A 6218-nucleotide genomic window follows, 5' to 3' on the forward strand; every position below is an offset into this window, starting at 1 on the left:
TGGTGGCTACGATGAACCAGAAATCCTCCTTCCGGAAAACCCTTCAATCTGTCTCAAGAGTGCTGACGGCGAACACTCATTGGCTGTTTTGTTATAGAGACAGGCCGCCACCGCCTCAAAAGCGTACTTCATCACACGAGAGGCCAAGCCGGGCGAGTTGCCGCTTTCGCGTGCTTGCTCTCCGTCACTGCATTTGGACCGTTGATTTGACCCACCAAGACCAGAAGTGACCTGGGAGTGGCAACACACTTCGACCATGGGTTTCGACCTGGCCCTGGCGTAACCATCAAGCCCTGTGATGCCATCCCGGTGCGTTGCGCCGCCTCAAACACCGTTCCCAGTGACCACTTGTATACGCGCTTCGTATCACCTCTAGTAGGTGAACCGCCGGCCACCGAATTGTCGCTCGGCAACCGTCTGGGCCTTGCCTTTTGAATCGAGATCAGGCATCGCAATCAGCTCGCACCCTGCACGAAGCACTTTTCCCACCTGCGCAATCAGCAAGGCGCTCACGGCTTCGGCGGCAGAGGCGAGGTCGCCAGAGGAGATGAGGCAGGCTGTCATATGGATCGGAGGATCTATAACGACGGGCCTCAGAGCTTCGTGGCCTGGAATGTCGGGAATGTCGCCCTTGGGCAGGATCGCATTTGCCAGACCGGCCCTAACAAAGGAGAGCGCACTGGCGAACGTGTCGACTTCTGCGACGCAGTTCGGCATCACGCCGGCCACTTCAAACGTCCGATCTAATGCGTTGCGAATTGTGTTTGGCCGCGTCGGCAATACAAGAGGGAGCTCGGCCATTTCCTCAAGCGAAACGGCGGGAGCGACTTCTCCCGTATCGGGAGGACGTACCAGGTGGAGACGCTGTTGAAAGAGTGGCTGGCGAGTAACACCTGAGGTGGGTTCATCCTCAAGCACAGCGCAGATATCAAGCGCTCCTGATGCGATGAGCGGCTTCATCTGAAGAGAGTCTCCCGTAACAAGATGGAGGCGTACTTCTGGGAGCGCAGTCCGGCTGGCTTCCATCAAGGCGCAGGCGAACGGAGCGGCGAGCGCCGAGGACATACCGAGCCTTACAGCAACTTCCGGTTTTCCTGCCGTAGAGCGGATGACGCTGCGCAGTTCGTCGACCTTCTGAAGAATGGACTTGGCCTCACGATAAAAGACCAGGCCCTCGCGAGTCGGACGAACGCCGCGTACGCTACGGTGCAGTAGCACGACGCCAAGCTCGGCTTCCAAGGCAGCCATCTGCTGACTCAGGGCCGGCTGGGCGACGTGGATCGTCACCGCTGCTTGGCAAAAACTACCAGCATCCACGATGCTCGTGAAATATCGGAGATGACGTAGTTGCATAAAGCTGGAAGACATAGCACCCTTGAATCGTCCGTAGTTCAGGCGATGTTTCGGATAATAGCGTTGAGCGCTTCGTGGACCGCTTTGATAACGGTCGAATTCAGGCTCAAGAGTGTCGTATGTGTATTCATTGAAATCTGAAGCTTGATCTGATCCATGGTGTCGTCCGGATTCATCGTCGCCATGTGACTTCTCAGGGCCCGCTCCGATGCCTCAACAGATCTGCCAAGCGAGCCACTTATAGTTCTGATATCCATTTCACCTCTCCAAGCCAGAGGATAGTGCGCTCTGCTGGCGCATCCATGTTCTACTGACAACTTCTGTTGCCGCACCTATTGCCTCGAGCAATGTGCATAATGAGTCAAAATGAGACCTCGTGACGCCGCTATCCATGTCACGTTTCAAAGATTGTCGCCAACTCTCGAACTCTCTCTCTAGGGCAGATAACTCGGCACCATCGATGTCGTCTACTAGCCGTTTCTGTAGGTCAAGCACGACCAGATGCTCGCTCACAGTTGACCCTCCTCTGCTATCCATTCCGGCTTGCTCGAATAGGGGACGTGCACGTCGGCCTCTCCGATACGCACAAGCATCCCCTCGCGTTCGATGAGAACGATCTTGCCGAAATGATCGATATTGTCCCCGACCTTTAAGCGGGATCCGTTCTCAAGGACGATAAATGGAGACCGGCCGAGGTGTACACCTCTCGCGAGCGGCAATACTACCCGCGAACAGTGTGCCTCGAGCCGAATGTGGGGCGCGAACTTCTCCTCGAAACGGGAAGCAACGGTCTGCCATTCGCTATAGCTGAGCGGAGTAAGCGTCCCCGAAACGAGGACGACGTCTGGCCTCACCACGATCCGAATCATGCGACGGAGTTCGGCTGTCGTCGCTGTCTCCAGAAAGGCTCGTGCACGGTCCGGAGTTGCGACGGTGTCATCAATTGTGCGGACCCCGGGAATATCCTGCTGCAGGTGGCGAAGGGCCGCTTTGACGACTGCATCGCTCGGGCCATATCCCGTTACTGATATCCCTTCGGGGCTCTCCACGCGAATACTCGCCTCGATGCCGAATGCGCGCATGACAGTCGCCGACAGGTCGATGACCTTTGCATCAGACAGCACAGTGGTGGTTGCCGATTTCGGTGTTATCTCTGCTGTTAGTCCGGCGTCGCGTAGAGCTGCTTTGATCTTTGTCGCCTCTGCAGCTACCAGGTCGCCGTCAATGATCAGGTTATCACCGGAAAGCGCGATGCTGAGCCCGCCTCCGACGTTCAAATCGCGAAGCACGTTCCTGGCAGTTTTGATCGGATCGGTACTCGGAACGGGGGCTAAGGTGAAAGAGGAAACAACACCCGCCACCCCGGCGCACGTTCCACAGACGATGATCAGGAGGCCGCAAGCGGCCGCGCCAAGGCGAAGTGGCCGACGTAGCGAGTTCACCCGAAGACCAGCTTCTCGACCGCCCGTCGATGGTTGTTCGGGAGCTGAGGGGGCATGCCCTGCCTGCGGCCTTCTACACTCGACCACGGAGTCGATCTCGGGAAAGCTGCCACCGGTCGGGCCGATGCAGAAAGTCGTCCGCCCAACCCGCACCGGAGTCAGTGGATTGAGGATCGTCGGGTGCTCTGTTAGACAATCACTCCCGCCGATGAGCACACCCGGTGCGAGTGCGGTGATCTGGATTCGCCCCGCCGCGATGACAATCCGAAGATGTGAGTCAACCAGTTCCGGATCTGCGAAGGTAAGGTCGTCAGCTTCATGGCTGCCGACTAGCCACGCTCCATCGTCGAGCAGCGTCTCGGCCCCCTTGTTGGGACCAGCTAGCACACGCAAGGACAGCTGGGTCTTTTCACCCGCGAGGACCTCCTGTTCTATGTTCACATTTGTCATTGCAGCGATATCCGTCCCAATGGCTGAATGGAGATATCGGGGGGAAGCTCCTGATAGGACAGCACTGGAAGTTCGTTGAGGTCGGTTTCGATGATCTTGCGAACGTATCGACGTACATCAATCGAAGTCAGCAGCACCGGCTTGTGCGGCGGCTGGTTGAGGTCGCCGATAGCCTCTCGTATCGCATCAATGATCTGACGTGTCGTTCGAGCGTCGAGGGCGAGATAGCTGCCGTCTGAGGTCTGTCGAATGGAATTGCGCACCGTCTCTTCCACCTCTGGCGTGAGAAGGTAGGCTGGCAACAGGTTCACGCCGATACAATACGGGGCACACAGTTGCCTCTTCAGCGCACAGCGCACATGCTCGGTCAAAAGGACAATGTCTTTTTCGTTCTGTGCCCGTTCGACCAGTGCGGCGAGGATGGTGCGCATGTTACGCAACGAAACCTCTTCCGAGATCAGTCGCTGAAAAACCTCTGAAATCTTCTGCAGAGGAGCCGAGCGCAGTACCTCCTTTACGAGTTCCGGGAGCCGCACCTCAATGTGGTTCAAAAGAGCTTTCGTCTCCTGGATTCCAACGAACTCGGCAGCATGCTTCCGCAGGATTTGACCGGTGTGGTAGCTAAGAATCTGAATCAATTCCAGGAACGGGATGTCGGCGGCGCGCAAAGATTCGCGATGTGTGACATTTACCCAGACCGTCTCGATCCGAGGAAGGAAGGGTTGATCCAGAACATATGGAATGCCCACTAGATCAAGGTTCTCGGGAGTATCACGTGCCAAAAGATGTTGCGCCCGCAGTCGTCCTTCACCACATGGTATCTCGTTTACCATGATGACGTACGCTCCATCCTTGCAGCTATCGTTGACCCGCACATTGATCGCTGGAAGAGGGACACCGAGTTCAAGGAGCAGGGCCTGCCGTTCTGCATCCAATGCTTTCTTGAGCAGATCGGGAGGGATGACCGCCTGAACGTCGCGGCCGACGTCGATCATCAGGGGCACCGTGAACGTGATGACGTCGTCGGCCGACCCGTCACCGTCGGTCGGCTCATCCGATGCCGTTAGGCGCGCTCCCCTTATCATCGAATAGCGACCCATTGGCGGAGCGGCCATCCGCCGATTACGCTGCAGTTGCCAGCCACCGGCTCCGACTACCAATGCCAAGCTCATGAAGATCGCCGTTGGAAAGCCAGGGATGAACGAAAAGAGGACGAGAATGAATGATCCGACAATAAGCGCACGCGGTTGTGCGCCGATCTCCTCGCCGATCTCATTGCCGAGATCCGCTCCAGCATTTTTGTCACCAACCCTCGTGACGATAAACCCGGCAGTAATCGCGGTGAAGAGAGCCGGTATCTGACCGACGAGCCCGTCTCCGATGGTCAGGATCGCATACACTTCGAGCGCCTCGTACAATCCCATTCCCTTTTGAAACGAACCAATCGCGATCCCGCCTATGATGTTCACGGCAATGCTAATCAAGCCTGCGATGGCGTCCCCCTTGAGAAACTTCATGGCGCCGTCCAGGGCACCGTAGAGCTGGCTCTCGCGCTCAATCGCAACGCGGCGCCGACTTGCCTCTCGGATATCAATGCTGCCGGCGCGCAAGTCGCCGTCGACGCTCATCTGCTTGCCAGGCATCGAATCCAGAGAAAATCGTGCGGCAACCTCAGCCACACGCTCAGATCCTTTAGTGATGACGACGAACTGGACAATTGTCATGATCAAAAAGGTGACCGCGCCGACCACGAGATTGCCGGCCACCACAAAGTCTCCGAAGGTCTTGATAATCTGGCCGGCGTCTGCACGAAGCAAGATTGTGCGTGTCGCGGCGATCCCAAGCGACAACCGAAAGAGCGTCGTCACCAGAAGCACCGACGGAAAGGAGACGAATGCAAGGGGGGATTTAATATAGATCGCCACCATGAGCAGGAGTGCCGAGAGTCCCAGGTTGAGTGCCTGTAGTACATCCATGAGGAGCGGCGGCATTGGAATGATCATCATGAAGATGATCGTGATCAGCAGCGCCACCAGAACAATGTCATTGCGACTGGTGGCGACCGTTCGGATTTTGTCGAGAAACGTCACACTAGCCATCCGCGCTGCGTCGTGTAGGTGCGTGACCGGCATGATCGATGCGACGAACCGCAATCAGATTCTCGCCTCGGCGCTGATCCTTGCAGAAGGCCCTGACTAATAGCCGTGACCTTGGAAATCGGGCTTCGCCGTCCCATGACGAAAGGTGGAAACCGCCTTGCATAGGCACCGACCTCCCCGCACTGTCCAGCGCGCGGCGGGGCGACACGCCGGTGGTGTTGAGATCGATTTGTCGCAGTCTAAGCAGCGATTCCCGGCGTAGCCTTGTTCTTGAGAAACTCGCCAAGCTTACGAAGTATGGTGGCGCAACGTATGCAGGTGGGTTCTCCAAGCATCGCTCCATATCGTCCCTTTCAATCTCCCGACGGTCGCCTTCCAAGCAGTGTCGTGGCAGGAAGCCAACAATAGTGTTCCCGCCCTCGGAAGGATTGGAGATGCGCGGACGCTGCCGTGGGACAGCCACCGTTGGTCCCCTCGCTACCCCCGAGCAAGTACGGATTCTCCAGCTGATATCATCGTTTTGCCGGAACATGCCGCCATCTCCCAGTCTTGATTGATCACGGTTCGATAAACCGCAGCGGCGGTTTGGAAGCCTCATTTCAAGATCAGTTCGACCTTGTGCGGAGGAAGCAACTATCGTGCCGAGGCTGCTCTCGAAGGAGGAGGCCTATCTTCAGCGGGATGCGAGCGTGGCCGGCGCTTAATGACCGGAATTTAAATGCAGTCCATGAATCACCCGAGTTGGGTCATCGGACTTTAGTCTCGTCACGATGCCATGACCATGGAACGACATTTACTGTCCGTCGTCAGATGATTTGAGACTGATCAGGCGTTCTGCGAAGGGAGGCTCTGGCTCATCAGGGGTTAGAGTTTA

The 6218-nt window shown here is 56.9% G+C and carries 4 protein-coding genes; all 4 read right to left on the reverse strand.

All coding sequences use genetic code 11. The features are described from left to right. Positions 1-372: 372 nt before the first annotated feature. A complete protein-coding gene (locus tag D6B98_RS39150; protein ID WP_126262199.1) occupies positions 373-1368 on the reverse strand; it encodes a LysR substrate-binding domain-containing protein in 996 nt (331 codons plus the stop codon). A 23-nt stretch (positions 1369-1391) separates the two neighbouring features. Beyond that, positions 1392-1610 carry an EscF/YscF/HrpA family type III secretion system needle major subunit gene (locus D6B98_RS39155; RefSeq protein WP_126262200.1) on the reverse strand — a complete coding sequence of 73 codons (219 nt, stop codon included), beginning with the start codon at positions 1608-1610 and terminating at the stop codon, positions 1392-1394. A gap of 252 nt (positions 1611-1862) precedes the next feature. After that, the gene (locus tag D6B98_RS39160) at positions 1863-3245 is read right to left on the reverse strand and encodes an FHA domain-containing protein (RefSeq protein ID WP_126262201.1); all 1383 of its coding nucleotides are present in this window, start codon (positions 3243-3245) and stop codon (positions 1863-1865) included. Next, a complete protein-coding gene (gene sctV / locus D6B98_RS39165) occupies positions 3242-5335 on the reverse strand; it encodes a type III secretion system export apparatus subunit SctV (RefSeq protein ID WP_283810206.1) in 2094 nt (697 codons plus the stop codon). The genes D6B98_RS39160 and sctV overlap by 4 nt, the downstream gene beginning before the upstream one ends. Positions 5336-6218 lie beyond the last annotated feature (883 nt).

This window comes from Bradyrhizobium sp. LVM 105, assembly GCF_003957705.1.
In the GTDB taxonomy this organism is placed as follows: Bacteria; Pseudomonadota; Alphaproteobacteria; order Rhizobiales; family Xanthobacteraceae; genus Bradyrhizobium; species Bradyrhizobium frederickii.